The following is a 26,703-nucleotide window of genomic DNA, read 5'->3' on the forward strand; positions in this document are numbered from 1 at the left end:
GCTTTGCCATTTCAACTCTTCGAGCTCAAGTTCACCACAGAAAATTGAACATGGAATAGTAATTCGATCACTGTGATAAATAGGACTATATTTTAAGATATCTTCGCTTGAAAGATTGAGAGCATGATTTAAATGAGTGCTTTGTATAGGCCTTAAGTCATAAATTCCACTTAGCAACACCATCTCAGATATGAATGGATGGCCTAATGACAAAGCAGCAAGATGTGCTCCTGCTGAATGCCCAACTAGAATAACCTCGTCGGTTCTCCAGTCTTGCTCTCGAATAAAATCGAGAGCTTGATGAACTTGAGAAGCAATATCTGAAATTTTGCTTTGTGGGGCTAGATCATATTCTAAAAGAACACACTGGGCTCCTTTTGCTAGAACATACGGTACGATAAATGCAAAATCTGATTTGTCACACCATTGCCAATAACCACCGTGAATAAAAATAACAGTCTTTTTGGTTTGTATTAATGGAAATAAATCTAAGGTTGACCTTGGGTGCGGACCATATTGGATATCTGCAATATGAGTGCATTGTTGATAGGCCGCCAAGCTGCTTCTTTGAAATTCTGCCAATAGCTCATGTTCATTAGCCACAGTTCTAGCATTGTCATAGAGTCTCATAGGTCTCTCACTTCAACGATTCTAAAGCAAGCTTGGCTGATGATCGTTTTAAATAATAGAAAACAGTAAGCACAACAACTAATGGAACTCCAAATTGTAAAGTTGACTTAAACTCATTGGTAAACCATGTGGTGACTGTGATGCTTAAAATTGCAATTAATCCTAAGAATGAAATTAACTGACTCGCTGGAACCTTAAACTTTAATTGCTGGCCTTGTTGTGCCATTTCCCGTCTAAAAAACATATGGGTAATGAAAATACTGCCCCAAGTGAACAATGCACCAAACATAGATAAAGCAATCATGATTGGGAATGCAGAGTTTGGATTAATCGTATAAACAATACTCGCGATCCCAATACCCACTGCTGACAATAGCAACGCGTTGATTGGTACGCCATTATGACTAATACGACCAAATAGTTTTGGTGCATCACCTGCGCGTGACAAGCTAAATAGCATACGTGTTGAGATATACAACATACTATTCATGGCGGATAAGGCCGCGACAATTACAATAAAATTTAAAATACTGTCTGCGTATGGAATGCCTACAATTTTCATTACCATCACAAATGGGCTGGTCGCATCGGCTCCAATTAAAGTTGTCCATGGAACAAGCGCCACAATGAGAAATAAAGACAGTAAATAAAATAGGATTAAGCGAATTGCAGTACTTTTAAACGCTTTCTTAACGGCTCTTTCCGGATCTTTAGCCTCACCAGCCGCAACAGCGATCATTTCAATACTTAAATAACTAAATATTGAAATAATTACCCCGATCCAGACCCCACTAAAACCATGAGGAAAAAAGCCACCATACTCGGTTAAATTAGAGAGAACTTGTTCTGTTCCTCCATGACTTTGAGTCAGAATGCCAATTGCTAAAAGAATAAATACAATAATTGCAAAGACTTTTATTGTCGAAAACCAATATTCAACTAATCCAAACGCTTTAACGCTATATGCATTAACCACCAGCAAAGTCAGCGAAAAAAAAGCAATCCAGATCCACGAGCCTACATGAGGAAACCATAGCTTCATGTAGTCGGCAACTGCTGTAATTTCCGTACCAACGGCTAATACAATACACGCCCAATAACAATAACGGACTAAAAACCCAGCAAGAGGACTCACATAATGCTCAGCGTATGCCCCGAATGAGCCTGACGTAGGATGCTGAACTGTCATCTCAGCCAAACAAGCCATAATAGCAAATGCGATTAAACCACCAATCGCATAACTTACAATAACAGCAGGGCCAGCAAAGCTAATTGCAAACTTGCTTCCCATGAACAGCCCTGTACCAATCGCTCCACCAATTGCAATCATTCCCATCTGTTTTGCGGATAATTTCTTATGTAAACCCGCTTCTCGATTTTGTATTTCATCAAAACTGCTCATAGGCCCTCCTAGCCATTCTTCTGATATTAACCTTTAACGATCAGGTCACTTCGCTGCGCACCAGATAACGCTCATTTTTCCATTCACTATTCAACATAATCTGCCTAAGTTGCTGTACAGCATTCCAGATATCTTCAAAACCTAGATATAGAGGTGTAATTCCAAAACGTAATACTTCTGGCTCTCGATAATCCCCAATCACACCACGAGCAATAAGCGCCTGAATAATTTCATAGCCAAACTCATGTCTATAACTGACATGACTGCCACGATATTTATGGTTTAAAGGTGTAATCAGCTCAAAACCAAACTGAGCACATTCCTGTTGAACAAGTTGAATAAACAAATCAGTTAATTTGAGGGATTTCTCGCGTATTTGTTGCATATCAGCTTGTAAGAAAATATCGACGCCACATTCGATTAGACTCATCGAAATGATAGGTTGAGTTCCACACAAATAACGACGAATAGTGTTAGCTGGTTCATAGTGCTGAGCCATATCAAAGGGTTTTTTATGCCCCCACCAGCCTGATAAAGGTTGCCAGAACTGATCACGATGCTTTTGATTTACCCATAACAATGCTGGAGAACCTGGACCGCCATTTAAATATTTATAAGTACAACCAATCGCAAAATCACTATTACTCTGATTAAGATCCATAGGCACCGCACCAACTGAGTGACATAAATCCCAAATAATCAAAGCATCTTTAGCGTGAATTTGTTGGTTAATAGATTCCATATCATAGAAATATCCAGTCCGATAATTCACATGAGAAAGAACAACTACCGCCACATCATTTGCCAAAACACGAGACAAATCATCGGCCCCATCAATTAACTCAACTTGATAACCTTGATTAATCAAGTCTATAAAGCCTTCAATAATATAAATATCGGTTGGGAAGGCATCTTTTTCCGCAACAATAATTTTACGTTCTGGAAATTTTTCGGCTTGAATTTTTACTGCTGCTGATAAAACTTTGAATAAATTTAACGTCGTTGAATCTGAAATAACCACTTCCCCTTTTTCGGCACCGATAAGCTGCGCGACTTTATCTCCGAGTCTAGTCGGTAGACCCCACCAATCTGCTTTATTCCAACTATTAATGAGGTCCTCGCCCCACTCTTTGGCAATAATATGCTGAGCAACCTCTAATGATTTCTGTGGTCTTGCTCCCAATGAATTACCATCTAGATAAATGACATTTTCTGGCAGTGCAAATTCATCTTTAAACTTTTTGAGTTCATCTTCCTGATCCCAATAGAGGCATTGTTCACGAGTAATCATTTGTTATTTCACCTATTTTCAACATTTCCTTTGTATTTGAATTTTATCACGCCAATTCTTTCGATTTATTCGATAATATTTGATTAAAATTAGCTATTTTCGTATAAAATTCGAATTAAAATTAAAAAACATGGATGAAATTCGAAAATGAATGTAGATGCAATAGACCTAAAAATCCTGAAGTATTTACAAGATAATGCTCGGTTAAGTAACCAAGAACTGGCCGATCTCGTTAACCTTTCGGCTTCAGCTTGTCATCGGCGTGTTAAAATTTTAGAAAACAATGGTGTAATTGAAAAATATCAAGCGAAAGTTAATTATGAAAAACTAGGCATAAAAATTGAGGCAATCGTCGAAATAAAACTTGCCCAGCTAACAGAAAATGATCACAACTTCTTCTTAAGTCAGATCAAAAATTTTGATGAAGTCATTAATGCATATATTATTACTGGTGAATCTAATTATGTTTTACACGTTGCGACCAAAGATTTGAGTTCTTTTTCTCATTTCGTCATTAACACCTTAAATAAAATAAAAGGTGTAGTGAGCATCAATTCCAAGATCATTTTACAGAAGATTGTGCAAAAACCACTTTGACCCCTCATTTTTAATTAAAGAGTCATCTCATGATCGAAACAAAGCGTTTAATTTTAAGACAGTGGAAAGAAAGTGATTTTGAGCCATTTATAACAATGGGCTTAGATCAAGATGTTATGCAGTTTTTCCCGAATCTCTTAACCCCTCAAGAAAGCCTGAATTTAATCCAAAAAATTTCATCACTCATCCAAGAAAAAGGTTGGGGCTTTTGGGCAGTAGAATTAAAAGAAACCCATCAATTTATCGGATTTATTGGTCTACACAACCAACCTGAACAATTTGACTTTTCTCCATGTGTGGAAATTGGGTGGCGACTTGCAAAAGAATTTTGGAAACAAGGTTATGCAACAGAAGGTGCAAAAGCAGTTTTAGATTATGCTTTTAATATACTGAATTTAGATAAAATCTTTTCATTTACCGCTACGATTAATACACCCTCTCAAGCTGTCATGAAAAAACTTGGAATGCAAAAAGTTAAAAACTTCGAACATCCTAAAGTTCCTCTTCATCACGAATTAAGAGAACATGTGCTATATGAAATCACAAATGTTTACTCATCAAAATCATAGCCGACAGAGGTTGAACATTCCCAATATTCATTAAGTTTATCTGCTATTTCTTCTTTTTTCATAGTGGTAAGCACATAGAAAAGTTTAGCCTCTTTATTTTTTCTTAGAATTAATAAATTATAATAATCATATTCAGGACCATTAAGTCCTAAATTAGGCTGCCACTCACCTTCATTTATTTGAGTTTCACAGTGTTTCTCAGCTTTATAGTGCCATTCAAGTTTATAAGTATCGAGGCCATCAGCAGCATTAATGACTATGCCATCATTGGCTCCTCCAATAAATCCAATTTTCATTGCCTTCTCTAAATTGTTATTAGCATAATTCTCAATATAGCGCTAATTGAGTATGCTTCAATTTATATATTGTTTATCAAAAAGTATCGTATGTAAGCAAAAATAACGATCATTAAGATGGTTCACATAAAGGTAAAGCTCAATTTAAATAAATCCAGAATATTGCTTTTTACTTTAACTAAAAGAAAAATCTTTTCTCCTCAAAACTATTTCATTAATCTTTTTTTTCTGCAAAATTACACGGTACAATTCCAAACCAACTAGTGTCCATGCAAACTATAATATTTTGTACAAACTTTTTCTTGTTGCATGAATTACTTTGTTGAGCTTTAAATGCCACAAATTAGTCTCAAATTATTATTTTTTAAAGGTTATATGAATAATTTTCTTAAAAAATTGTGCTTTGAAAGTCTTTGGAGATTTTTAAATCATGTCTAAGATTGTAATGTTTGATATGGATGGTACACTCTTAGATCTCGCTTTTGACGATTTCATTTGGAATGAATGTCTTCCTGAACGACATGCGAAAATACATCAACTTTCCCTCGCAGAAAGCCAAAAAAAGCTATATCAATTTTATCAATCACATCGCCATACGCTTGTTTGGTATTCATCAACCTATTGGACTAAAACTGTAGGCGTTGATGTACTCAAATTACAACAAGAATTTCAATCTAAGATCCAAGCTCGTTCTGGCTGCATTGAGCTTTTGCAACAACTTAAAGAACAGGGATACAAGTGTTGGTTAGCTACAAATGCTGACTGCGCAAGCTTACGCTTAAAACTCGATAATATTGCAATTGAACATTTCTTCGATGTCATCATATCTAGTGAACAAGTTGGTTATGCCAAAGAAGATATTAATTTTTGGCAAGAACTCCAAAGATTACATCCATTCAATCCAGATGAAACGATTTTTATTGATGATACAGCTCCCGTATTAAAGACAGCAGAAAAATTTGGTATTCAACACTTGTTTACTATCTCACAGCCCTCAAGTCTAAAAGATATAAAACAGCATCAAGATTTAGAGTTTAAAGCACTAGATCGGCTTACAGACTTGCTGTCTATATTGAATCAAATTGATAGAAAGGATAATGATGTCAAAATTGCATGAAAACGATGCTGTAGAGACCATGCGTGTCGACAAATGGTTATGGGTTGCTCGTTTTTTTAAAACTCGTTCAATTGCTAAAGCAGCGATTGAAGGAGGTAAAGTACATCACAATAATGAGCGTGTCAAAGTTTCCAAGGAAATTCGAGTTGGAATGGAACTTATTATTCAGCAAGGTTTTGATAAAAAAACTGTTGTGATAAAAGCTCTTTCGAACACACGTGGTCCAGCTCCGGTCGCACAGCAACTTTATGAAGAAACCGAAGTAAGTATTGCTAGACGGGAGTTGATTGCATCCCAACGAAAATTGCATAATCTAGCTCGACCTGACCATAGACCGGGTAAAAAGGATCGTCGACAAATTATTCGGTTTAAACAGGAGAATGATCAAAATTGGTCATATGGTGATGAATAAAAACGTCGAGTTGTGTCGCACATACACATACAACACATAGAAGCTATAGAAAAAATCTGTCACTATTAACCCAGTGAAACAAGTTGAGATTCAATGCATCCACTTGGGTTAAACGTGATGAACATAGAGTATTGAGGTTTTTGAGATGGATGAGAATAAAAGCAAAGCATTACAAGCCGCGCTAAGTCAAATTGAGAAACAATTTGGCAAAAATACGGTGATGCGTCTCGGTGACAACACTGTTCAAGCTGTTGAAGCTGTGTCTACAGGCTCTTTGACTTTAGATATTGCATTGGGGATTGGTGGTTTACCAAAAGGTCGTATTGTCGAGATTTATGGTCCAGAATCTTCTGGTAAAACCACAATGACGCTACAAGCGATTGCACAATGTCAAAAAACTGGCGGTACTTGTGCATTTATCGATGCAGAGCATGCATTAGATCCACAATATGCACGTAAGCTTGGTGTAGACATTGATAACCTGCTTGTATCACAGCCTGATAACGGTGAACAAGCACTCGAAATTGCAGATATGTTGGTTCGCTCTGGCGCAATTGATATGATTGTTGTCGATTCAGTCGCGGCACTTACCCCTAAAGCAGAAATTGAAGGTGAGATGGGTGACTCTCATATGGGCTTGCAAGCTCGTCTAATGAGTCAGGCACTTCGTAAAATTACTGGTAATGCTAAGCGCTCAAACTGTATGGTTATTTTCATTAACCAAATCCGTATGAAGATTGGTGTAATGTTTGGTAGCCCTGAGACCACAACTGGTGGTAACGCATTGAAGTTCTACGCTTCTGTACGTTTAGATATCCGTCGTATTGGCCAAGTAAAAGAAGGCGATGAAATCGTCGGCTCTGAAACTCGCGTTAAAGTTGTTAAAAACAAAATGGCGCCTCCTTTCAGAGAAGCTCTTTTCCAAATCCTATATGGTAAAGGCACAAACCAGCTGGGCGAACTTGTTGATTTAGCTGTACAGCAAGATATCGTACAAAAAGCAGGTGCTTGGTACTCTTATCAAGGTAATAAAATTGGTCAAGGTAAGAACAATGTTATTCGCCACTTTGAAGAGAACCCTCAAATGGCTGGAGAGATTGAACGTAATATCCGTGAACAACTGTTAACAACAGGCACGACTACTGATCAAGTTGAAAATGAAGAAGAAGCTGATCTTCTATTAGAATCTTAATTATTCATACGCTTTAAAACGCCCTTCGGGGCGTTTTTTACAAGGGAATCCTAATACCATGTTCAAAAGAACTGAAGAACAGACTCAACAACGAGCTTTGCTTACAGGTCAGCGTTTACGGTCTTATGCTTTTGCTTTATTGACTCGTCGAGATTATTCCAAAGCAGAGCTTATTGAAAAATTAACTCGTTATGCACAAAATCCTGAAGAGGTTCAACAACTTGTTGAGGAATTATCTGAAAAGAATTATCAAAGTGATCAACGTGTTGCTGAACAAATGCTTGCTAGCCAGATTCGCAAAGGCAAAGGACCAAAACGTATTAAGCAAGCTTTAAAAACAAAACAAATCGAAAATGATTTAATCGCAGAGGATATTCACAATATTGACTGGATAGAACAAGCGTATCAACTGAAAGTGAAAAAATTTGGCGAAGAAGTAGAAAAAGATCCAAAACTTAAAGCAAAACAGATTAGATTTTTACAATATAGAGGATTTGATTTAGATGTAATTATAAAAGCTGTCCAACGGAAAGTGGACTGAAAAAAATGGTGGCAGCCCCACTAGCAAAACTTCGGCACATCATAGATCTGCTACCGTTGCTACCTTCCGGTCCTGGCGGGGTTCACAGAGTACAATTGCGAAGCCACCAGCGGGGCTACCATTGCAAAACAGAGTATAGAGATTTTTAAAATAGTTGCAAGCCCTCTTCACCATTTTAAGCAAGTTTATGTTTCAATTGATTAATTCATCAGCAAAAACCTATAAGTTTCTATACATCACTCTCCTATATTCTTTCTTGTATCTTCTTTTGGATAAAATATGCTTGAAGATTGTAAACTATTCTTGCATTTATATTGTTTGCTGTTTTAATTGCATGGACCAATTAAAATCTTAGATAGTTAAGTGAATAGTTTACATATTCCTTTTTTAAGTTGGCTTTTACATAAAATTATGGACCTATACTCATGCGATTGATGAAGCATTCTTTATTATTTATTGCCTTAATGAGCACTACCTCTCTCTATGCCAACATTCCAATTGAGTCTCGTGGTTTAAGCCAAAGCGGTGGTAGTACAACTAACACTTCTTCTAATAATGATTCAGTACCTAGTAATTTAAACTGGGAATTAATGCAGAAAAACCAACAATTAGAGAATGATGTACGCACCTTACGTGGGCAATTAGAAGAGCAATCTAACGATATCGAACAATTGAAAAAAGATTTATCTAATCGCTATACCGATTTAGATCAGCGCTTAGAACTACTTAATCAGAAGGTCGATCCAGAAAGTGCACCATCAGATAATCCTGCGAATAGTGATACTCCAACTACCGCAAGCACAGAAGCCTCTACAGTAGATAACAAAGTAGTGAATGCTGCTCCAATAAGCACCTCTTCCACTACTCCGCCACCACAACCAGAAGCATCTCAGCCGCCCTCACAAAACCAATCAAACCCTGTAGAGCTTGAAAAGGCAGCTTACACTGTAGCTTTAGATGCCTATAAGCAAGGTGGAGCCAAAAAAGCGATTGCTCCAATGCAAAACTTTATCAAAAATCACCCGAATAGTGTTTATACGGGAAATGCTTATTTTTGGTTGGCTGAATTTAATTTAGCAACTGATCCAGTAAATTACAACGAGGCCAAAAAGAACTACAATGTAGTAGCAACTCGATATCCAAATTCGAGTAAAGCTCCTCGTGCTCTTTATCAACTCTATAGCATTGCTAAAGATGTCGATAAAAATACAGCTTCGGCAAATCAATATAAAACTAAAATTTTAAGTCAGTATCCAAAATCTGAAGAAGCCAAATTTTTTAATAAATAATAATTTTAAGCAAAAAAAAGACACTGCATATTGCAGTGTCTTTTTTTAATATATTTTCTTAGCGAACAATACCACGCTCTGATTTTTCAACGGAATCAATTAATAATTGAGCTTCTGGAACATTCGGAAGAATATCGCTTTTAATTTGTGCAACAGCTTGAACAGAAGTAAGCCCTGATTTAAAAATTAACTTATAAGCCTCTCTGAGGCCTTGAATTGTATTTTTAGACCAACCCTTTCTACGCATTCCTTCGATATTAATACCAAATGCATGGGCTGGGTTACCAGAAGCCATAACGTAAGCTGGTACATCCTTTAAAATTAATGATGCCCCACCCACCATACTGTAAGAATCGATTTTACAGAATTGATGAATGCCAGAATTACCGCCAATAATGGTGTGATCGCCTATGTGTACATGTCCAGCAACACCAACATTATTCGCAAAAATATTATGGTCACCAACAATACAATCATGTGCAATATGAGTATTAACCATCAATAGGTTATGACTTCCTATTTTAGTTAAAGCATTATCCTGCACAGTTCCTCTATGTAAACTGCAATGTTCACGAATTAAATTATGATCTCCAATCTCTAACCAAGTTTCTTCACCTTGATACTTCAAGTCTTGACAAACTTCACCAACACTTGCGAACTGGAAAATCTCATTATTTTGACCAATTTTGGTAAAACCACCCACCACTACATGTGAATGTAGCTTAGTACCCGCACCAATAGTCACATTTGGACCGATAACGCAATAAGGTCCTATCTGGACATCTGGAGCAATCACTGCAGATGGATCAATAATGGCCGTAGAATGAATTAAGTCGTGATTGCTCATGCCTGCTCTGTTTTTTGGTGTGAAATCATAATTTCAGCGGTTGTTGCTACAATACCATCCACGGTAGCCGTACAATTATATTTGTAGATACCGCGTTTTTGCATTACTAATTCAGATTTTAATACAAGTTGGTCACCAGCAACTACTTGTTTTTTAAATCTAACTCTTTCAGCACCAGCAAAGAGGAATAAAGAACCTGGTTTTGGCGTTTCGTTGTTCATAATAAATCCTAGAACACCTGAAACTTGAGCTAATGCTTCTACAATTAGAACACCAGGCATAATTGGATATTCTGGGAAATGCCCCTGTAGGAACTCTTCATTGATAGAAACATTTTTATAACCAACAATACTATTGTCAGTAACTTCAGTCACACGATCAACCAATAAGAATGGGTAACGATGCGGCAAATATTGACGAATCGTTTGAATCTGCATTGGTAATTCAGGGATGGCAAATTTAGGTGTAGTTGACTCGGTCATAATATTCTATTTACGCAAATTAAAGGTTGATTCAAGAGACTCTATTTGAGCTTGTATATGATCAAGTCGTTTAGTGATTTGGGTCAATGGCACATCTGCTAATTGTCGTAAGCGTACAATTGTCTTTTTCCAATGACTATTTTCAAACAATCCAATTCCTGAAGAGTAAGTACCAGCTTCAGAAATATTTTTTGTGACCATTGACATTCCAGTCAAAGTCACATTATCAGTAATAGAAAGGTGCCCTGACACACCACAAGCCCCTGCTAGAATACAGTTTTTGCCAATTTTAACACTACCAGCAATTCCACACTTAGCAGCGATAGCCGTATTTGAACCAATATGAACGTTATGCGCGATTTGCACAAGGTTATCAATAATTACCCCATCTTCCAAAATTGTGTTGTCAAGCGCACCTCGATCAATACTACAATTTGAACCAATGCGAACATCATTACCTACAATAACTGAACCCAATTGAGCAATGCGATGCCACTTTCCTTGATATGGTGCAAAGCCAAAGCCCTCACTACCAATTACAGTACTTGCGTGAACTCGCACACGATCAAATAATTTAGATCCACCAGTAATAGTGACATGGGCATCAATAAAACAATCTTTTCCAATTTCCACATTATCGTCCAGTCGAGTGTGAGACTGAATAATTGTGTTATCGCCGACAACGCAATTTTCGCCAATTACGACATAATGACCAATATATGCTGTTTCAGAAACGATCGCAGAAGGATGAATTTGAGCCGTACTTTCTATACCTACTGATGTAATTTTTTTATCAAAAACATGCGTAAGTATGGCAAAAGCTAAATAAGGATTATCAACAATTATAAAATTTTGTTTGTCAGTAAGCTGTTCTTTAATAAGGCTTGTAACAATGTACGCACCTGCACGGCTAGCCTTTGCTTGATCAATATACTTTTCGCCATTCACGAAAGCAATCTGATGAGTTTCCGCATTTTCTAAACTTGCTAAGTTTAGAAATTGAAGACTACCCGTACCTACTAACTCACCATTTACTAGGTGAGCTAGTTCATCTAAACGATAATGTTGCACTTTCATTAATTTATTTCATTGAATTAACCTTTTGTATCATTTTATCAGTTAAATCATACTTAGCGTCATAGGCAACAGTTGAATTTTTATTCAAAATGAAGTCAAGATTATTTTCTTTTCGTAATTGTTCAGCTGCTTGCTTCACACGAGTCTCAAAAGTTGAGTTCATTCCTTGCAAACTAGTTTGAACTTTAGACTGCAAACCTTGTTGAGTAGAATTAAATTCATTGAGTTTTGTTTGATATTGCGCTTGGAGCTTTTTAATATCATCTTCTTTCATTTTTTGCCCTTGAGTTTGGGCTTGACGTTGAAGACCTTCCAATTCTTTACCCAACTGCTCAAGACGAGTTGTGGTTGGCTTAACTGACTGATTTAAACTTGCGTTTTGTTGTTTCAAATAAGCACTGCTTTCAACAACTTTAGCAAGATCAATAACACCATAACCTGCAGCATTAGTCATAGCAGAAACTGTCAAACCTAGTCCTAACATTAATATATTTAATTTTTTCATTTAACTTTGTGTCCTTATTTCGTGTTTAGTCAAGTCGTACTTAGAAAGTACGACCGATTTCAAACTGGATCTCTTTAGTTTCATCACCAGGCTTATCATTTAGTGGGAATGCATAGCTAAGAGATAATGGTCCGATCATAGTAATCCATGTAAAACCAACACCTACGCTATAACGCATATTACCTAAGTCGAAGCCATAGTTATCTTCACAGTATTTTTTAGCATCTGCAATTTGCTGACCATTCATAATCATAGAATAAGAACCAACGTTACACTTGGTATCAAATACCTGACCGCCTTCAGCAAATAAAACTGGACGTACTTGACGAGTCCAATCTCCTTTGAAAGGTAACGGTAAAGCTAGCTCAGTACCAAATTGTACAAGAGCGTTACCACCTACGTCTTCTGGAGAAGAGTCATCTTTACCTTCTTCTTGTAAATTTACGCTTGAATATTTCGGACCCAAGGTGCTGTTATCATAACCACGGACAGAGCCGTAACCGCCAGCATAGAAGTTTTTATAGAATGGCAAATCATTACCATAGCCCAACTTACCATAGCCACGAAGTACAAAGCCTGTAGTACCAATAGGAAAGAATGCCTGAGCATCATAAGTTGCTTTTTGGTATTCAACATCACTACCCGGCAAACCAATTTCCAGACCTACACGATGTGACATACCTGAGGTTGGGAAAATTGGACGGTTTAATGTGTTGTATGACCACCCTAAATTCAGGTTATAAGTAAAGAACTCACCTTCAAAAGCATTATCATAAGTTCTTTCGCCACCTTCCTTACATTCAGTGCCAGTGATAACACCATCTTTATCTTTTATAGGAATTTGATTATCAATTGGGCAGTAGGTCTCTGTGCCTGTTGCTTTACCACCATTAGCCTTCAAGTAGTCACGGACATAAGTAGAAACAAAGGCACCTGTGGTTACTTTAGTATTATCAATACCAACTGAGGCACTTAAACTTTGATTTTCATCAATTGGATAACCAAAACTTAAACTACCACCGAAACTATCGGTAACATAGTTATTAACGTTATAGTCCTGATTAAGTTTCGTTTTACGATAGTAAACGTTATAACCACGGCTTACACCATCAATTGTAAAGTAAGGATCAGTAACGCTTAAGTTATAGTAATCTTGAGTTTCAGAACGAGATAAATCGATCGCAACACGGTTACCTGTTCCCATAAAGTTAGTTTGACTCAAACCTGCTTGGAATGTGATACCACCACTTTGTGAGTAACCTACAGCTAATGTTGTAGTTCCCGAATGTTGCTCTTCAACATTTACGTTTAAATCCACCTGATCTGGTGAGTTTGGAATACGAGCTGGTTTAATATCAACAGTTTTGAAGAATCCTGTACGCTCTAAACGAACCTTAGATAAATCAATTTTTTCATTACTCGCTAAAGCGCCTTCCATTTGACGCATTTCACGACGTAATACTTCATCGGCAGTTTTACTGTTACCAGTAAAATTAATACGACGTACAGTAACTTGCTGACCTGGATTTACATAGTAATTTAAGTCAACGACACCTGTATCGTTATTAATTTGTGGAACAATATTTACATCTGCAAAGTAATAACCAGCATTACCATATTTACGCAATAATAATTGCTTAACAGCATTTACTTTTTCTTGCGAATAAGTATCGCCATCTTTATAGATTTTTAAAGCTTGTAACTCTTCAGGTTTATAAAGTGCATCACCTAAAAACTTGGTTTGTCCAAATTTAAATTGACTGCCTTCCTCTACAGCAACTTCAATAAAGATGTTCTTCTTATCTTCACTAATATTAAGCTGTGAGTTATTGATATGAAAATTGATATAACCCTTATTCAGATACATCGCACGCAAAGCTTCAAGGCTCGCTGCCATTTTCTCTCTAGCATAACGGTCATTACGAGTTACGATTGAAGCCCAACCGCTTTCTTTAACTGCAAAGGCTTGTTTAATTTCACTGTCTTTAAAAACAGTATTACCAATAATATTGATATTAAAAACTTTAGCGGCTGTACCTTCATTAAAGTTTAATTTAAGTTCAACACGGTTATTTGGACGAGCTATTGTATCAACAGATACATCAGCATCATAACGGCCTTGCTGAGTATATTGCTGCTCTAATTCAGTTTCAATTGTTTGTAAAGCTGACTTCTTAAAAACTTCACCTTCAGCAATACCCATTTTTTTAAGGCCTTGGTCTAAAGCCTCTTTAGGAATAAGTTTATTACCCTTAAATTCAAGTTTTGAAATAATTGGGCGTTCAACGACATTAAAAACTAAAGTATCGTTATCTCTTGATGCTTTAATATCGTCAAAAAGTCCAGTGGCATACAATATTCGAATTGCTTCTGCGATCATCGGTTCATTAACGCGATCGCCACTGTTGATTGGCAACATGGTAGAAACATTTGCAGGAGTAAGACGGACTAAGCCATCTACGCGAATATCTCGAACAACGAAATCATCAGCTGCATATGCTTGTTGTACCGCTGCCATAGCGCTAACAAGTGCCAAAGGCATTAAAAAATGTGTGTGCCGCATGCCAGTTTTTTCCAGTAAGTTATAAATCCATATACGTTTACAAACGCATAAAATCGTTAAATAAAGCCAAAAGCATCATACTACCGAGCAGTACCATACCAATTTTTAGACCAAACATTTGTATTTGTTCAGAAACAGGCTTCCCACGAATAGCTTCAATAATGTAATAAACCAGATGTCCACCATCCAGCATTGGAATTGGTAATAAATTTAAAATTCCAAGACTTACACTCATTAAAGCCATAAATGAGATAAAAGTCTGCCATCCCATTTCTGCACTTTGTCCCGCTACTTTTGCGATTGTAATTGGACCAGAAAGATTTTCTAAACCAATTAAACCTTTAACCATTTTTACTATTGAACTCAATATCATGCTAGAGATTTGACCAGTTTTATCTAGTGACATCTCGAAAGCTTGTATTGGAGTATATTGAATTGTTTGCTTATATTCGTCAGGAATTGTAATTTTTCCCGCATCACTTTTCACACCCAAGACACCACTCACTTGCCCCATGTTATCTTTTTTTCCTTGAGGCATGACTTGCAAATGGACTAATTGACTATTACGCAATACATCAATATTAAGTAATTTTTCTGGAGAATGTTGTACGACCTCGACAACATCAAACCAGTCTTTCATTATTTGACCGTTAATTAAAACAATACGATCACCTACTTTCATTCCTTGACGAATTGCAGCTCCATCTTGAGTCAACTCAGTAACAACAGCTGGAATAACAGGACGGTATGGTAAAAAACCTAACACATCTAAAGCTGATTCATTTTGATTTTTTAAGAAATCTTTAATCGGTAAAACAATATTTTTTTCAGTACCTGCACGATCTATATCAACATTTACACTACCAGTCTCACCTACACGGTCAATCAAAGCAAAGTTAAGCTTTTCCCAAGTTTGTGTTTCTTTCCCATCAACAGCAATAATCTTGTCACCAACTTGCATTTGTGCAGTTGCTGCTGGTGAGTTCGGTATGACTTTACCAACTCTAGTGTTCAGTTGTTCTTGTGCGGGTAAGAATAAGATCCAGAAAAGCAAGACAGCAAAAATCAGGTTAATTAAAGGACCAGCTGCAACAATTGCTATACGTTTCCATGGTTTTTGGCGGTTAAATGCATAAGGTAAATCCTGTTCTGCAACATTACCTTCACGCTCATCGAGCATTTTTACATAGCCGCCTAATGGTAAAGCTGAAAGTTGATATTTGATGCCAGATTTTTTTGATGTCCACTTGAGTAATGTAGGTCCAAAACCAATGGAATACACTAAAACTTTAACACCTAGTCTTCGTGCCACCCAATAATGACCGAACTCATGGATTGCAATTAAAGGACCAAGTAAAAGAGCCGCTGCTGCAATCATAAATAATGCACTCATTTCAGCCTCCTATACTTGATATATATTGCTGCGCTACATGTCGTGCTATTTCATCTTTAGCTAAAATGCACTCAATATTTTCAGCAACTGAATTTTCCAATTTTTGCAAAGTATGCTCTACCACTTGTGGGATATTTGTAAATCCAATTTGTTCCTTTAAAAATGCATCAACAGCAACTTCATTTGCAGCATTTAAAATAGTAGGTGCCAAACCTCCCGCACGCATTGCTTGACGAGCCAAATCAAGTGCCGGGAATTTTTGAATATCTGGTGCTTGAAAATTAAGCTGAGAATATTCAAATAAATTTAAAGCAGGAACACTCGTCTGTAAACGCTCAGGCCATGCTAAAGCGTGTGCAATTGGCGTACACATATCTGGATTACCCATTTGTGCCAATGTTGAACCATCCACATATTGCACCATAGAATGAATAATACTTTGTGGGTGAACAACAACTGTAACAAAATGTTCAGATATTGAAAACAAATGGCATGCTTCAATTAACTCTAATCCTTTGTTCATCAAAGTAGCAGAGTCAACTGAAATTTTCTGTCCCATAGACCAATTGGGATGTTTACAAGCTTGCTGCGGAGTAACTTCTTTTAATTGCTCTAAGGAATGGTTTAAAAAGGGACCGCCAGAGGCTGTTAATAAAATTCTAGATACGCCCTGCTGTGGTTGCCCATTTCTTTCAGCTTCTAAATAATTATGAGGTAATGACTGAAAAATAGCGTTGTGTTCGGAGTCTACCGGCAATAACAATGCCTGATGATCACGTGCTGCTTGCATCATGATTTCACCAGACATAACCAAAGCTTCTTTATTCGCTAATAAAACGCGTTTACCAGCTTTCACAGCCGCCAGAGTGGGCAACAAACCTGCAGCGCCAACAATTGCAGCCATAACAACATCAACATCTGGATGTGAGGCAATAGTTACCAGACCTTGCTGATCAACCAAAATTTCAATATTTTGTAATTTATTATATGCAAGTAGAGTTGTTAATTCGGCAACTTTTTGCTCAGGAACAACCACAACTTTTGGTTGGAACTGTTTACAAATTTCAACCAACTCAGAAATTCGGCTATGAGCTGAAACTGCAAACACTGAATACTTGTCAGGGTGTTGATTTAAAATTTTTAAGGTACTTTGACCAATGGAACCGGTTACACCTAATATGCAAACAGATTGTGTCATCTATAAATCTACACCAATAAGTTTTAATATATACATTCCCGTTGCAAAGATCGGGGCTGCAGCAAGTAAAGAATCAATACGATCTAACACACCACCATGACCAGGTAGAACACGTCCAGAATCTTTAATACCTGCACGACGTTTAATCATTGATTCAAATAAGTCACCCAAAACTGAACCAAACACTGTAATTAAAGACAATATGAGAAACAGAATTTGCTGAATTAAAGTTAAATTTAGATAATGATATTGCACAACTACCATTATTATTACAGTCGTAATAATACCACCATACAAACCTTCTACTGATTTATTAGGGCTTACAGTTGGAGCTAGCTTTCTTTTTCCAAATTTGCGACCAACAAAGTAAGCACCACTGTCCGCGCCCCATACGAGCAAGAACAGATACATTAACCACCATGGTGAGCTTTGCCATACTACAAAAATTGACGTTACCGCAGCGCAGACTAAAATTATGCCAATTACATATAAAGTAGCATTATACCAGCCATCAAATTCAGGAAATGACTTGACCCAATATACACTGACAATCCAAGTCAAAATTGAAGCAGACCACAAAAGTAATGCGATATCGTGGAAAAATAAGGCGACACCTGAAACAAATGCAACAAGCAGACCGTAGCACCAAGCTTTAGGTTTTACAGCATTTGCAGTTTCGCGAGGCATTAACTTATACCACTCATACCCCGCAACCCCTGCTGCAACAATCATAAGAACCAACATTGGATAATGTGATTGCGTAGCAAACATACAGCCTAAAACAACTGCAACAAGTACCAATGCGGTAACAATCCGCTCTAACATTATAAATTCTCTATTTTATCTTGCTGAATTTGTTCAGATGTTTTACCAAAACGACGTTCACGCCCTGAAAAAACATTCAATGCATGATCGAACTCTTGTACTGTAAATTCTGGCCATAAAGCTTCAGTAAAATACAGTTCCGCATAAGCTGCTTGCCATAACAAGAAATTAGATATGCGATAATCTCCGCCTGTACGGATTAACAAGTCCACAGCTGGCAGATCGTTTAGACTGACATATTTTTCGAACAAATCAACATTTATTTGATCAGCACTAAATTCACCACGGGAAACGGCCTTTGCAACCTGTTTTGCTGCATTAGCAATGTCCCACATTCCACCATAGCTTATTGCAATAGTGAGAGTCATAGTGTCATGGTGTGCTGTTTGTTGCTCTGCATCTTCCATTAAGGCAACTAAGTGTGAGGATAATCGGGAGCGATCACCAATAAAACGCAAAGCAATATTAAATTTCTTCATCCGAGGTATTTGCTCATGAATACTTTCTTCCAGAAGTCTCATAAGCAGATCGACTTCATACTGCGGTCGATTCCAATTTTCACTTGAGAATGCAAAAACAGTTAGAGCACGAATACCAGTTTTTTTACAATGTTCAACGATAGGATCAAGAACACTTTTACCTTCCCGATGCCCATCACCTTTTTGCATTTGATTTTTTTTTGCAAAGCGATTGTTGCCATCCATAATGATGGCAACATGCTTGGGAAGATGATACTCTTCAGAATCGGCCATAAAATTAGACCTTCATCAATTCTGCTTCTTTCGCTGCAAGACGCTTGTCAACTTCTGCAACATATTTGTCAGTGATTTTCTGAATATCATCACCTGCACGGCGCTCATCATCTTCAGAAATTTCTTTTTCTTTGAGCAATGATTTGATATCACCTAATACATCACGACGAATATTACGGATCGCAACTTTTGCATTTTCTGCTTCATTACGCGCAACTTTTTGCATATCACGACGTGTTTCTTCAGTTAATGCCGGTAAAGGTACACGAATAGCATCTGCTGTAATTGGGTTTAAACCAAGATCACTTTCACGGATTGCCTTATCAATAGCTGAAACCATTGTACGCTCAAATGGCTGAACAATAAGTGTACGAGAGTCTTCGATACCCACGTTTGCTACTTGATTTAATGGCACATCAGAACCGTAGTAAGGAACCATCACACCATTTAAGATTGATGGGTGTGCACGGCCAGTACGAACTTTAGCAAACCCGAGTTCCAAAGACTCTAGAGTTTTCAACATACGCTGTTCGCTGTCTTTTTTCAGATCGTTAATCATATGATCTACCTTACTTATTTATTCAAAGATATATTTAACAAATTTAATTTAGCGCTAGTATAAAGAGCTTTTGGTAACACGTACATTATTTAGTAACGCGCGTTCCTTCTTTTTCACCCATTACTACTGACAATAACGCACCTGATTTATTCATATCAAAAACTTGCAATGGCACATTATGGTCACGACACAAGCAAATAGCAGTCAAATCCATAACACCAAGTTTTTCATCTAATACCTGATCAAAAGTTAAATGATCGTATTTAACAGCATCTTCAAATTTACTTGGATCCTTATTATAAACGCCGTCTACCTTGGTCGCTTTTAAAATCAAATTCGCTTCGATTTCAATTCCGCGTAAACATGCTGCTGTATCTGTTGTGAAGAATGGATTTCCTGTACCCGCAACGAAAACACAAACCTCACCTTGACTCAAATGACGAATCGCATCACGACTTGAATAAGACTCTACCACTGTACCAATTGGCAATGCAGACATAAGACGAGTTCTGATGTTACGACGAACTAAAGCATCACGCATAGCTAAGCCATTCATCACAGTTGCAAGCATACCCATTTGATCGCCTGTTACACGGCCAACTAGACCATCTTTTTGCAACTGACTACCACGGTACAAATTACCGCCACCCACAACGATACCCACTTGCACACCCAAACCAACCAAGTGTGCAATTGAAAGTGACATATGATCTAAAACTTGGGCATCAATACCCATATCTTTATTACCTGACAATGCCTCACCAGATAATTTTAATAGAATACGTGAATAACGAGGGCTAATTGTTTCCGCCATGACTTTGCTCCAAAACCTCTTAAACTGAATGCTCTTTAAATATATTTCGATTAAACCGATTTAATTTTAATTAACTTTGCAAATAAATCGTATTCATCCGCATCGGTAATTTCGACTTCCAACATATCGCCCGGTTGAATAGTGTTCTTATCGATATCTTCTACAAACACATTACCGTCAATTTCCGGAGCATCAGCATAAGAACGTGCAACGGCAACAGGATATTCATCTTCTAAACTATCGACCAAAACAGTCATCGTTTGACCAATACGCTTTTGCAATCTGGCAGCAGAAATTTCTTGCTGGACTTGCATAAAGCGCTCGTAACGCTCTTGTTTAATTTCTTCTGGCACATGATCTGGCAAATCATTTGCCGTTGCACCTTCTACTGGTGAATAGGTAAAACAACCCACACGATCAAGTTGAGCTTCTACGAGCCAATCAAGTAACAGCTGGAAGTCTTCTTCAGTTTCACCAGGGAAACCGACCACGAAAGTAGAGCGGATCACAAGATCAGGACATTTTTCACGCCACAACTTAATTTTTTCTAGTGTATTTTCACTGTGAGCCGGACGCTTCATTAATTTAAGAATACGTGGGCTTGCGTGTTGGAATGGAATATCTAGATATGGCAGGATTTTACCTTGAGCCATTAAATCGATAACTGCATCAACATGTGGATATGGGTATACATAGTGTAAACGCACCCAGATGCCCAATTGGCCTAGTGCTTCACACATGTCAAAGAATTTTGTCTTAACAGGCTGACCATTCCAGAAGTCAAGTTTGTACTTGGTATCTACACCATAAGCTGATGTATCTTGAGAAATAACCAAGATTTCTTTAACACCGGCTCTTTTAAGAGCAGCAGCTTCTTCTAATACACTACCAACTGGACGAGAAACCAAGTCACCACGCATGCTTGGGATAATACAGAAGGTACAACGATGGTTACATCCTTCAGATATTTTTAAATAGGCATAATGCTTTGGTGTTAAGCGAATTCCCTGTTCAGGAACCAAATCAATAAACGGATTATGCTTAGGTGGTGCTGGTACATATTCATGTACAGCTTCCATTACATCTTGGTAAGCTGCTGCACCAGTAACCTTTAAAACGTTTGGATGCATTTGACGAATTTTATCTTCATCTTTACCTAAGCATCCAGTAACGATCACTCGACCATTTTCACTCATGGCCTCGCCAATTGCATCTAGCGACTCTTGTACCGCAGATTCAATAAAACCACAGGTATTAACAACGACTAAATCAGCACCATCATAATCTGATGCAACTTGATAACCTTCAGTCTTTAACTGAGTTAAAATTCGTTCAGAATCTACCAATGCCTTAGGACAACCTAAAGAAACAAAACCGACTTTGGGGGTCTTCATGAATCTGCGCTCCACTTGAATGCGCGTATTGTATGTCTTTTCTTGCCTCAAGCATAGGTGGAAAGGCTACTCTTTGTGTAATGCACCAAAATACAACCAACATTTGCACCAAAACTCACCTTTGCACCAATTTAGATCATGTTATTATCTAAACTTGAGCTATCCGTTTTGATCAAAAGATATAAAGAACGATTTCAGCGCGTTTTTAAGTACCTTAAAACTTTAAAATAACCCATAAACAAAGTTGGCGTATATTTTGCATCGTTCATGTTCTATAACGGTGAAAATCCGATAACCAATGAAGATGCCATTGCGCTATTTTAAGACAGGAACGATTCGCTAATGGATCAACACAACCCTATCGACTATCGCCTATTGGTAGACAACTTAACTACTGCGATTTTATTAATCGACAGTAACTTGAATATTTTTTATTTAAATTCTGCCTGCGAAGCACTATTTGATATTAGTTTGCTTCGTGCTTCAGGACAGCCTGTTCTAAATTTACTTCATGCCCCTGATGATACTTTTAATACGCATGAAGCTTTATTAAACACCATAAAAACTGGACAACATTATACGCGTCGAGAAGCTATCATTAATGTTAACTTTAAAGACCTTCATGTGGATTACACTGTTTCTCAATTAAATGCAGGTAAAAGCTACCATCCATTATTATTGATCGAACTCAATCCAATCGATCGCATGTTAAAGATTTCAAAAGAAGAAAATCTAGTTCAACAACATCAAGTCGCTAGGCAGCTCGTACGTGGCGTTGCACATGAAATTAAAAACCCACTTGCAGGTATTCGGGGAGCAACCCAATTACTTGCCCGTAGTTTAAATGATGAGACTTATGCTGAATTCACCGATGTCATCATTAATGAAGTAGATCGTTTAACTAATTTGGCTGACACCATGTTAGGTTCCAGACAACTGCCAAGTTATGAAAATGTGAACGTACACGAACCTTTAGAACGAGTACGCTCTCTTATTGCAAACCAGACAAAGAAGAAAATTAAAATTATACGTGACTATGATTTGTCTTTACCCGATGTGAATGCCGATCGCGATCAGTTAATACAGGTCATGCTCAACATTAGTGTAAATGCAATTCAAGCCATAACAGAGAACAAAACATTCTTTATCGATCAGGAACCAGAGCTAATTCTACGTACCCGCATTCAACGACTGGTCACAATTAATGGTGTGCTGAATCGATCTACCGTGCGGGTCGATATTGAGGACAATGGACCAGGTATACCTGAGAGTATTTTAGAGTCCGTATTCTATCCATTGGTTACTGGACGAGCAAAAGGTACTGGGCTTGGCCTGAGTATTGCACAGAATATTATGCATCAACATAACGGAATGATTGAATGCCAATCTGTTCCTGGAAAAACTATTTTTAGCTTATATTTACCTTGGGAGTCAGACCGTGTCGCGAAATAAAATATGGGTTATTGATGATGATCGCGCCATGCGATGGGTATTGGAAAAGACCTTTAAAGAAGAAGGTTTTGACGTTACTAATTTTGAAGAAGCTCAAACTGCGCTTGAACGTTTGCATCATGATGCTCCCGATGTCATCTTAACTGACATTCGAATGCCTGGAATTGATGGTTTAACTTTTTTATCTAAAGTCAAAAACTCTCATCCCGATTTACCTGTCATTATTATGACAGCACATTCTGACTTAGAGTCTGCTGTTTCAAGCTATCAAACAGGTGCATTTGAATATTTACCAAAACCTTTTGATATTGATGAAGCTTTAGCCTTGGTCAATCGTGCAATCCTGCATATCAACAAGCTACAACAACAAGAAGCCACAAAAACAGCTTCGCCTCTTCAATCAACAGAAATTATTGGTGAATCTCCAGCAATGCAGGAGGTTTTCCGTGCTATTGGTCGTTTATCTCAGTCTCATATTACCGTTTTAATTAATGGTGAATCTGGCACAGGTAAAGAATTAGTCGCGCATGCCTTACACAAGCATTCTCCACGCCGCGCTAAGCCTTTTATTGCTTTAAATATGGCAGCTATTCCAAAAGACTTGATTGAAACCGAGTTATTTGGTCATGAAAAAGGCGCATTTACAGGTGCAACTACCCAACATCAGGGCCGCTTTGAACAAGCAAATGGTGGAACACTATTCCTTGATGAAATTGGCGATATGCCATTTGAAACACAGACTCGACTACTTCGCGTGCTCGCTGACGGTGAATTTTATCGTGTAGGCGGTCATATTCCAGTTAAAGTTGATGTTCGAATTGTGGCAGCAACGCATCAGGATTTAGAAAAACTGGTAAATGAAGGTCGCTTCCGTGAGGACTTATATCACCGCTTAAATGTAATTCGTATTCACATTCCTAAACTTGCTCATCGTAGTGAAGATATACCAATGCTGGCTCAGCATTTTCTTGCGCGTGCTGGTAAAGAACTTGGCGTGAGTCCAAAAATCTTACGTACCGAGACAACAGACTATATGCAACAGTTACCATGGCCCGGCAACGTTCGACAACTTGAGAACACGTGTCGCTGGTTAACTGTCATGATCACTGGACGTGAAGTTTATCCAGAAGATTTACCTTCTGAACTTAAACAAGTTCCATTGCAAAAGAATAGTGATTCTGGACAACCTGCTCCTTTATTTGAACGTATTTCTTTACACCATTGGGATGAATTACTAAATCAATGGGCAATTCAAAAACTTAAAAATGGTGAAATGAAAATTTTGGATATTGCTACACCAATGTTTGAACGCACCTTAATTAACGCTGCGTTACAACAAACGCGTGGCCGAAAACGTCACGCAGCAGAATTACTGGGTTGGGGTCGCAATACTTTAACTCGCAAATTAAAAGAACTTGGAATGGAATCTGCTGACGATGATGAAGAAGATGAACACAAGGTTACTCAAACCGAAGCCTAAAAAGCTGATTCCTTAAATTAAAAGCGGCCAAGACATTCTTAGCCGCTTTATTTTTTATTAAATTTAAAAATGAACATCAGGTTACATCATTAAATTTTCTAAAAACCCACTCTAAGCTTATATTTTCTATTCATTTATTTTTTAAAATATCTATTTACTGTTCAGCAGATGACCTAAAAAAATAGTGATGACCATCCTTAAAGATAGTTTTGCTATACTAAACAAGCAAAGTTAACCGTTGTTATGAAATTTTATGCATGATTCAGTCCTTGAGTCACATCATTCAGTATGTGAAAAACCCCAAACACGCAGAGGTATAGAACGTCGCTTAGCTCTATTGCTAAGTGCGACCGAGCTGTTTCTGGATAAAGGATATGATGCCGTTTCTCTTGATGACATTGTTAATCATGCTGGTGGTTCAAAAGCGTCTATCTATAAATATTTCGGCAATAAAGATGGCTTATTTACCGCAATTTGCGATTATCGCCGTGAAATGTTCTTTAAAGATATTTCCATGCCCTTTCAACCATCCCAAATATCGTTACGCAACTATTTAATTCAAACACTCATTCGCTTTTATAATCATATTATTCAACCCGAACATATCGCTTTTTTACGTTTGATTATTGAACAAACACAATGCAATGCAACTTTGAGCAAATATCTATATGAAAAATGCGCTCAAAATATACAAAACACAATTGCTCAGGCACTGCTAATTTCCCATCAGGCTGAAGAAATTCTTTGCACATCTCCAGATCATTCTTCGTTAATGTATTTTGGAATTTTACGTGATATAGAATGGCGTGTAATTATGGGGATGCCTTTACCAACTGATGAGAAAGAAGTAATTGATTATATTAACTATTGTGTTGATATTTTCTTAAGAGGCCATCATAAAGTCTAATTCTTTTGCATTTTAAAATGCTTATAGTATAGTAGACTTCTTTTTTTCCACATCCACCCAGCCAACAACAGATAATTGTTGTATTTCATAACAATTATTATGGAGTAGCTACATGGCTCTAAGACATTTCCTGACTTTACGTGATCTATCCACTCTAGAACTTAATCGCATTTTAGAACGCGCAAGCGAACTTAAAAAAATGCAGCATGACAATAAGGTATATCAACCTTTTGTTGGTAAAGTATTGGGAATGATTTTTGAGAAATCAAGCACGCGTACACGTATCTCTTTTGAAGCAGGCATTAACCAATTTGGTGGTAGCGCGATTTTCTTATCGCCTCGCGACACACAATTAGGCCGTGGCGAACCAATTGAAGACTCAGCACGTGTAATCTCAAGTATGCTTGATATTGTGATGATTCGTACTTTCGGTCATGACATTGTTGAACGTTTTGCATCGTATTCAAAAGTTCCTGTGATTAACGGTTTGACAGATGACCATCATCCTTGCCAGTTACTTGCAGATTTACAGACTTATATTGAACACCGCGGTAGCATTAAAGGTAAAACTGTTGCTTGGATTGGTGATGGCAACAACATGTGTAATTCATATATTGAAGCTGCACACATGATGGGCTTTAAACTCAAAATTGCATCACCAAAAGGATATGAGCCTAAACCTGAATTTTTAGCAGAGTTTGGTCATTGTGTTGAAGTTTTTGACAATGCCGAAGATGCTGCTGTAAATGCAGATCTCATTGTGACAGATGTATGGGCAAGCATGGGACAAGAAGAAGAACAGAAGCTTCGTGAAAAAGCCTTTGCTCCTTTTCAAGTCAATGAAAAATTAATGGGACTTGCTCATCCTGAATGTTTATTCATGCACTGTTTACCTGCCCATCGCGGCGAAGAAATTTCTGAAACCATGCTGGACCATAAAAATGCTGTGGTCTGGGATGAAGCGGAAAACCGTTTACATGCACAAAAAGCTTTGATGGAATTCTTATTAAATGAACATCTAAAGTAAGCTTAATTTCTTTCTAAAAAACAGCACTTTTATCGTGCTGTTTTTTTATTTTTTTAAATGACTTCTTTTGTTTACTATAATTTTTTTAGTAT

General features: G+C 37.4%; 27 protein-coding genes and 1 other RNA gene. 11 read left to right on the forward strand and 17 right to left on the reverse strand.

Features of this window, described 5'->3' with window-relative positions:
• The 3 genes from NL42_RS03220 to kynU all read right to left on the reverse strand — a co-directional run.
• A partial coding sequence (locus tag NL42_RS03220) for an alpha/beta hydrolase (protein ID WP_461311732.1) occupies nt 1-630 on the reverse strand: 630 nt, incomplete at its 3' end.
• Nucleotides 631-637: 7 nt separating this feature from the next.
• Nucleotides 638-2,032 (reverse strand): amino acid permease, encoded by a 1,395-nt coding sequence (locus tag NL42_RS03225; RefSeq protein ID WP_461311733.1) that lies wholly within the window; start codon nt 2,030-2,032, stop codon nt 638-640.
• Nucleotides 2,033-2,072: 40 nt separating this feature from the next.
• Nucleotides 2,073-3,323 (reverse strand): kynureninase, encoded by a 1,251-nt coding sequence (kynU, locus tag NL42_RS03230; protein ID WP_461311734.1) that lies wholly within the window; start codon nt 3,321-3,323, stop codon nt 2,073-2,075.
• Between the two features lie 147 nt (nt 3,324-3,470).
• On the opposite strand from kynU, the gene gigD reads away from it, so the two are divergent.
• Together gigD and NL42_RS03240 are read left to right on the forward strand one after the other, a co-directional pair.
• Nucleotides 3,471-3,920 carry an Lrp/AsnC family transcriptional regulator GigD gene (gigD, locus tag NL42_RS03235; protein ID WP_461311735.1) on the forward strand — a complete coding sequence of 150 codons (450 nt, stop codon included), beginning with the start codon at nt 3,471-3,473 and terminating at the stop codon, nt 3,918-3,920.
• Nucleotides 3,921-3,949: 29 nt separating this feature from the next.
• Nucleotides 3,950-4,489: a GNAT family N-acetyltransferase gene (locus NL42_RS03240; protein WP_461311736.1), complete on the forward strand. Its 540-nt coding sequence runs from the start codon at nt 3,950-3,952 to the stop codon at nt 4,487-4,489.
• Here the strand turns inward: NL42_RS03240 and NL42_RS03245 are convergent.
• The gene (locus tag NL42_RS03245) at nt 4,471-4,785 is read right to left on the reverse strand and encodes a hypothetical protein (RefSeq protein WP_461311737.1); all 315 of its coding nucleotides are present in this window, start codon (nt 4,783-4,785) and stop codon (nt 4,471-4,473) included. The genes NL42_RS03240 and NL42_RS03245 overlap by 19 nt on opposite strands.
• Nucleotides 4,786-5,215: 430 nt before the next feature.
• On the opposite strand from NL42_RS03245, the gene NL42_RS03250 reads away from it, so the two are divergent.
• The 4 genes from NL42_RS03250 to NL42_RS03265 all read left to right on the forward strand — a co-directional run bounded on the left by NL42_RS03250 (nt 5,216) and on the right by NL42_RS03265 (nt 8,047).
• Nucleotides 5,216-5,902, forward strand: a complete 687-nt coding sequence (locus NL42_RS03250) for an HAD-IA family hydrolase (protein ID WP_461311738.1) — start codon at nt 5,216-5,218, stop codon at nt 5,900-5,902.
• Nucleotides 5,886-6,314 (forward strand): RNA-binding S4 domain-containing protein, encoded by a 429-nt coding sequence (locus NL42_RS03255; RefSeq protein ID WP_252613473.1) that lies wholly within the window; start codon nt 5,886-5,888, stop codon nt 6,312-6,314. Before NL42_RS03250 ends, NL42_RS03255 begins: the two co-directional genes overlap by 17 nt.
• Nucleotides 6,315-6,459: 145 nt before the next feature.
• On the forward strand, nt 6,460-7,506 hold the full coding sequence (recA, locus tag NL42_RS03260; RefSeq protein ID WP_461311739.1) for a recombinase RecA: 1,047 nt from the start codon (nt 6,460-6,462) through the stop codon (nt 7,504-7,506).
• A gap of 58 nt (nt 7,507-7,564) precedes the next feature.
• Nucleotides 7,565-8,047 (forward strand): regulatory protein RecX, encoded by a 483-nt coding sequence (locus NL42_RS03265; protein ID WP_461311740.1) that lies wholly within the window; start codon nt 7,565-7,567, stop codon nt 8,045-8,047.
• 15 nt (nt 8,048-8,062) lie between these two features.
• On the opposite strand, the gene ffs is transcribed toward NL42_RS03265, so the two are convergent.
• Nucleotides 8,063-8,159, reverse strand: an RNA gene (gene ffs, locus NL42_RS03270) — signal recognition particle sRNA small type.
• A 313-nt stretch (nt 8,160-8,472) separates the two neighbouring features.
• On the opposite strand from ffs, the gene NL42_RS03275 reads away from it, so the two are divergent.
• Complete coding sequence (locus NL42_RS03275; RefSeq protein WP_461311741.1) at nt 8,473-9,336, forward strand: YbgF trimerization domain-containing protein; 864 nt, start codon at nt 8,473-8,475, stop codon at nt 9,334-9,336.
• A gap of 58 nt (nt 9,337-9,394) precedes the next feature.
• Here NL42_RS03275 and lpxA read toward each other — a convergent pair whose 3' ends face one another.
• From lpxA to rimO, 12 genes are all read right to left on the reverse strand, one after another.
• Nucleotides 9,395-10,183 (reverse strand): acyl-ACP--UDP-N-acetylglucosamine O-acyltransferase, encoded by a 789-nt coding sequence (lpxA, locus tag NL42_RS03280; protein WP_016137890.1) that lies wholly within the window; start codon nt 10,181-10,183, stop codon nt 9,395-9,397.
• Nucleotides 10,180-10,665 (reverse strand): 3-hydroxyacyl-ACP dehydratase FabZ, encoded by a 486-nt coding sequence (fabZ, locus tag NL42_RS03285; protein WP_003652176.1) that lies wholly within the window; start codon nt 10,663-10,665, stop codon nt 10,180-10,182. Before fabZ ends, lpxA begins: the two co-directional genes overlap by 4 nt.
• Before the next feature lie 6 nt (nt 10,666-10,671).
• Nucleotides 10,672-11,742 carry a UDP-3-O-(3-hydroxymyristoyl)glucosamine N-acyltransferase gene (gene lpxD, locus NL42_RS03290; RefSeq protein WP_461311742.1) on the reverse strand — a complete coding sequence of 357 codons (1,071 nt, stop codon included), beginning with the start codon at nt 11,740-11,742 and terminating at the stop codon, nt 10,672-10,674.
• Between the two features lie 4 nt (nt 11,743-11,746).
• The gene (locus tag NL42_RS03295) at nt 11,747-12,247 is read right to left on the reverse strand and encodes an OmpH/Skp family outer membrane protein (protein WP_004643108.1); all 501 of its coding nucleotides are present in this window, start codon (nt 12,245-12,247) and stop codon (nt 11,747-11,749) included.
• Nucleotides 12,248-12,287: 40 nt separating this feature from the next.
• A complete protein-coding gene (gene bamA, locus NL42_RS03300) occupies nt 12,288-14,810 on the reverse strand; it encodes an outer membrane protein assembly factor BamA (protein WP_461311743.1) in 2,523 nt (840 codons plus the stop codon).
• Between the two features lie 37 nt (nt 14,811-14,847).
• Nucleotides 14,848-16,203, reverse strand: a complete 1,356-nt coding sequence (gene rseP, locus NL42_RS03305) for an RIP metalloprotease RseP (RefSeq protein WP_461311744.1) — start codon at nt 16,201-16,203, stop codon at nt 14,848-14,850.
• Between the two features lies 1 nt (nt 16,204).
• The gene (gene ispC, locus NL42_RS03310) at nt 16,205-17,401 is read right to left on the reverse strand and encodes a 1-deoxy-D-xylulose-5-phosphate reductoisomerase (RefSeq protein ID WP_461311745.1); all 1,197 of its coding nucleotides are present in this window, start codon (nt 17,399-17,401) and stop codon (nt 16,205-16,207) included.
• Nucleotides 17,402-18,226, reverse strand: a complete 825-nt coding sequence (locus NL42_RS03315) for a phosphatidate cytidylyltransferase (protein WP_042894143.1) — start codon at nt 18,224-18,226, stop codon at nt 17,402-17,404.
• On the reverse strand, nt 18,226-18,978 hold the full coding sequence (gene uppS, locus NL42_RS03320) for a polyprenyl diphosphate synthase (protein ID WP_461311746.1): 753 nt from the start codon (nt 18,976-18,978) through the stop codon (nt 18,226-18,228). The genes NL42_RS03315 and uppS overlap by 1 nt, the downstream gene beginning before the upstream one ends.
• Before the next feature lie 4 nt (nt 18,979-18,982).
• Nucleotides 18,983-19,537, reverse strand: coding sequence for a ribosome recycling factor (frr, locus tag NL42_RS03325; RefSeq protein ID WP_016137882.1), 555 nt, complete (start codon nt 19,535-19,537; stop codon nt 18,983-18,985).
• An 85-nt stretch (nt 19,538-19,622) separates the two neighbouring features.
• Nucleotides 19,623-20,351, reverse strand: coding sequence for a UMP kinase (gene pyrH / locus NL42_RS03330; protein WP_003652185.1), 729 nt, complete (start codon nt 20,349-20,351; stop codon nt 19,623-19,625).
• Nucleotides 20,352-20,401: 50 nt separating this feature from the next.
• Nucleotides 20,402-21,745: a 30S ribosomal protein S12 methylthiotransferase RimO gene (gene rimO, locus NL42_RS03335; protein WP_005039981.1), complete on the reverse strand. Its 1,344-nt coding sequence runs from the start codon at nt 21,743-21,745 to the stop codon at nt 20,402-20,404.
• Between the two features lie 342 nt (nt 21,746-22,087).
• Between rimO and glnL the strand changes: the two genes are divergently transcribed.
• The 4 genes from glnL to argF all read left to right on the forward strand — a co-directional run bounded on the left by glnL (nt 22,088) and on the right by argF (nt 26,611).
• Complete coding sequence (glnL, locus tag NL42_RS03340; protein ID WP_461311747.1) at nt 22,088-23,197, forward strand: nitrogen regulation protein NR(II); 1,110 nt, start codon at nt 22,088-22,090, stop codon at nt 23,195-23,197.
• Nucleotides 23,184-24,677 carry a nitrogen regulation protein NR(I) gene (gene glnG / locus NL42_RS03345; protein WP_461311748.1) on the forward strand — a complete coding sequence of 498 codons (1,494 nt, stop codon included), beginning with the start codon at nt 23,184-23,186 and terminating at the stop codon, nt 24,675-24,677. The genes glnL and glnG overlap by 14 nt, the downstream gene beginning before the upstream one ends.
• Before the next feature lie 253 nt (nt 24,678-24,930).
• Nucleotides 24,931-25,584, forward strand: coding sequence for a TetR/AcrR family transcriptional regulator (locus NL42_RS03350; RefSeq protein ID WP_446090224.1), 654 nt, complete (start codon nt 24,931-24,933; stop codon nt 25,582-25,584).
• Nucleotides 25,585-25,696: 112 nt separating this feature from the next.
• Nucleotides 25,697-26,611, forward strand: a complete 915-nt coding sequence (argF, locus tag NL42_RS03355; protein ID WP_446090223.1) for an ornithine carbamoyltransferase — start codon at nt 25,697-25,699, stop codon at nt 26,609-26,611.
• Nucleotides 26,612-26,703 lie beyond the last annotated feature (92 nt).

This window comes from Acinetobacter sp. GN11 (genome assembly GCF_054823985.1).

Coding starts and splice junctions, on each gene's coding strand:
- NL42_RS03225 (WP_461311733.1), bottom strand. CDS start 2,032: ATGAGCAGTTTTGATGAAATACAAAATCGAGAAGCGGGTTTACATAAG.
- kynU (WP_461311734.1), bottom strand. CDS start 3,323: ATGATTACTCGTGAACAATGCCTCTATTGGGATCAGGAAGATGAACTC.
- gigD (WP_461311735.1), top strand. CDS start 3,471: ATGAATGTAGATGCAATAGACCTAAAAATCCTGAAGTATTTACAAGAT.
- NL42_RS03240 (WP_461311736.1), top strand. CDS start 3,950: ATGATCGAAACAAAGCGTTTAATTTTAAGACAGTGGAAAGAAAGTGAT.
- NL42_RS03245 (WP_461311737.1), bottom strand. CDS start 4,785: ATGAAAATTGGATTTATTGGAGGAGCCAATGATGGCATAGTCATTAAT.
- NL42_RS03250 (WP_461311738.1), top strand. CDS start 5,216: ATGTCTAAGATTGTAATGTTTGATATGGATGGTACACTCTTAGATCTC.
- NL42_RS03255 (WP_252613473.1), top strand. CDS start 5,886: ATGTCAAAATTGCATGAAAACGATGCTGTAGAGACCATGCGTGTCGAC.
- recA (WP_461311739.1), top strand. CDS start 6,460: ATGGATGAGAATAAAAGCAAAGCATTACAAGCCGCGCTAAGTCAAATT.
- NL42_RS03265 (WP_461311740.1), top strand. CDS start 7,565: ATGTTCAAAAGAACTGAAGAACAGACTCAACAACGAGCTTTGCTTACA.
- NL42_RS03275 (WP_461311741.1), top strand. CDS start 8,473: ATGCGATTGATGAAGCATTCTTTATTATTTATTGCCTTAATGAGCACT.
- lpxA (WP_016137890.1), bottom strand. CDS start 10,183: ATGAGCAATCACGACTTAATTCATTCTACGGCCATTATTGATCCATCT.
- fabZ (WP_003652176.1), bottom strand. CDS start 10,665: ATGACCGAGTCAACTACACCTAAATTTGCCATCCCTGAATTACCAATG.
- lpxD (WP_461311742.1), bottom strand. CDS start 11,742: ATGAAAGTGCAACATTATCGTTTAGATGAACTAGCTCACCTAGTAAAT.
- NL42_RS03295 (WP_004643108.1), bottom strand. CDS start 12,247: ATGAAAAAATTAAATATATTAATGTTAGGACTAGGTTTGACAGTTTCT.
- bamA (WP_461311743.1), bottom strand. CDS start 14,810: ATGCGGCACACACATTTTTTAATGCCTTTGGCACTTGTTAGCGCTATG.
- rseP (WP_461311744.1), bottom strand. CDS start 16,203: ATGAGTGCATTATTTATGATTGCAGCAGCGGCTCTTTTACTTGGTCCT.
- ispC (WP_461311745.1), bottom strand. CDS start 17,401: ATGACACAATCTGTTTGCATATTAGGTGTAACCGGTTCCATTGGTCAA.
- NL42_RS03315 (WP_042894143.1), bottom strand. CDS start 18,226: ATGTTAGAGCGGATTGTTACCGCATTGGTACTTGTTGCAGTTGTTTTA.
- uppS (WP_461311746.1), bottom strand. CDS start 18,978: ATGGCCGATTCTGAAGAGTATCATCTTCCCAAGCATGTTGCCATCATT.
- frr (WP_016137882.1), bottom strand. CDS start 19,537: ATGATTAACGATCTGAAAAAAGACAGCGAACAGCGTATGTTGAAAACT.
- pyrH (WP_003652185.1), bottom strand. CDS start 20,351: ATGGCGGAAACAATTAGCCCTCGTTATTCACGTATTCTATTAAAATTA.
- rimO (WP_005039981.1), bottom strand. CDS start 21,745: ATGAAGACCCCCAAAGTCGGTTTTGTTTCTTTAGGTTGTCCTAAGGCA.
- glnL (WP_461311747.1), top strand. CDS start 22,088: ATGGATCAACACAACCCTATCGACTATCGCCTATTGGTAGACAACTTA.
- NL42_RS03350 (WP_446090224.1), top strand. CDS start 24,931: ATGCATGATTCAGTCCTTGAGTCACATCATTCAGTATGTGAAAAACCC.
- argF (WP_446090223.1), top strand. CDS start 25,697: ATGGCTCTAAGACATTTCCTGACTTTACGTGATCTATCCACTCTAGAA.